We start from the raw sequence: 2,249 nt of genomic DNA, 5'->3' as shown, positions 1-2,249 counted from the left end.
TTGCCGGACGACACGTTGGTGATTCTGGTCGACCCCCACGACAGCAAGCTGTCGGCCGAGACGCTACTCAAGCGAACCGACGACCACAGCCATTTCACTGATTTTAATGCGTTGCTCGCGTCGATGTCGCACCTAAAAGTGGTGACGGCGTCGCTGCTGAACGAAGGTGCCGAGACGACGATCGATTTGCAGTCGACCAGCGCCGACGGATTTGCACTGGCGCTCGACGAAACGCAAACGCGGATCGACACGGTCGCCGCCGACCACGAAATTCTATTGGTCGGTGACACGCCATCGGACAGCCAGCGGCTGATGGAATTGTTGGCCGAAACCGAGGCCGCACGCAGCGGACACATCAAGCCGGCCGTCGCACAGATCAGCGGCGGATTCCGATTGACCGCCGCAAAACGATTGGTGCTCACCGGCGCCGAGCTGTTCCATCGCAGTCCGGTTCGACGCGGCAAGACGCGTGCCCCGGGAAAACCGATCACCGCGTCGATGCAGCTGGAAGCGGGAGATCTGGTCGTTCACCTCGCGCACGGAATCGGGCTCTACCGGGGACTCGACCACATCGAGAAGAACGGCCAGCACGTCGAGCATCTGGTCATCGAATACGACGGTGGTTCCAAAATCTATGTCCCCGCCTCTCGGATCGGTTTGATCCAACGCTACGTCGGCGGCACCAAGAACCGTCCCAAGCTGGCCAAGATCGGCGGGCAAGCCTGGGTCCGACAGAAGAAAGCGGCCGAGTCGGCGGTGACCGACATGGCCAGCGAGTTGCTCGAGTTGCAAGCCAAACGGACCGGACGACAAGGCATCGCGTTTGACCCCGATCACATCTGGCAACAACAATTCGATGCCAGTTTTCCTTACCAGGAAACGCCCGATCAGGTCACCGCGATCGCCGACTGCAAAGACGACATGGAATTGGCCAAGCCGATGGACCGCTTGATCTGTGGTGACGTCGGATTCGGCAAGACCGAAGTCGCCATGCGGGCGGCGTTTAAAGCGGTGACCAGCGGCTACCAGGTCGCCGTGTTGGTGCCGACGACGGTGTTGGCCGAACAGCATTTTCATAACTTTCGCAATCGGATGGCCGAGTTCCCCGTCCGCATCGAAAAACTCAGCCGGTTCTGTACCGCCGCCGAGCAACGCCAAACGCTGAAGGATCTGCGGGCGGGAAAGGTGGACATCGTCGTCGGCACCCATCGCGTGGCCGGCAAAGACATCGCGTTCTCGAATCTGGGGCTGGTCGTCATCGATGAAGAACAGCGGTTCGGCGTGGGCGTCAAGGAACGCTTGAAGAACAAACATTCCAACGTCGATGTCCTGACGCTTTCGGCAACTCCGATCCCGCGAACCTTGCACATGGCGCTGGTCGGCGTTCGCGATATCAGCAACTTGGAAACACCGCCGGCCGAACGCCGCAGTGTCGAAACCGTCGTGACCCGTTGGGATGACAAACTGATTCGCAGCGCGATCGTCCGCGAGCTGAACCGTGGCGGACAGATCTTTATGGTGCACAATCGAATCGGTGACATGGAACAGGTGGCCGAGAAGATTCGAAACATTGTTCCCGAGATTCGGATCGTGATCGGACACGGCCAAATGCCCGAAGGCGAACTGGAACAAGTCATGGTCGACTTTATCGAACACAAGTACGACATGTTGCTGGCGACCACGATCATCGAAAGCGGGTTGGACATCCCCAACGCCAACACGATTTTCATTGACGATGCGGATCACTACGGACTGAGCGATCTGCACCAGCTGCGTGGCCGCGTCGGACGGTACAAACACCAGGCGTTCTGCTACATGATGGTGGCACCCCACAAACACCTGTCGCCCGAAGCGAGCAAACGTCTGCGGGCGATCGAGGAGTTCAGTCAGATGGGAGCCGGGTTCGCGATCTCGATGCGCGACCTGGAGATTCGCGGCGCGGGAAACCTACTCGGCAGCCAACAGAGCGGACACATCGCTGCGATCGGCTACGAGATGTATTGCCAACTGCTCGAAGACGCCGTCCGCCAGATGCAAAATCTGCCGCCGGCCCTGTCCGCAGACGTCGACATCGACCTGCCGATCGAAGCCTATCTGGCACCGGACTATGTGCCCGATTTGCGACACAAGATCGATCTCTACCGCCGGATCGCGAAAATCGAAAGCGCCGACGAGATCGGATTGATTCGCGAGGAGTTGCTGGACCGATTCGGCCCGCTGCCCGAAGCGGCCGAGCGGATGCTGGAATT

1 protein-coding gene is annotated in these 2,249 nt (G+C 59.5%); it reads left to right on the top strand.

Going from position 1 to position 2,249, the window contains the following annotated elements:
- Window positions 1-2,249 (top strand): transcription-repair coupling factor (gene mfd / locus NZK35_RS33970; protein ID WP_259636973.1); only part of this gene is annotated, 2,249 nt, incomplete at both ends.

Source organism: Stieleria sedimenti (genome assembly GCF_025060895.1).
GTDB lineage: Bacteria > Planctomycetota > Planctomycetia > Pirellulales > Pirellulaceae > Stieleria > Stieleria sedimenti.
Note: the sequence above shows the minus strand (reverse complement) of the source record. Positions and strands in the feature narration are given on the sequence as shown.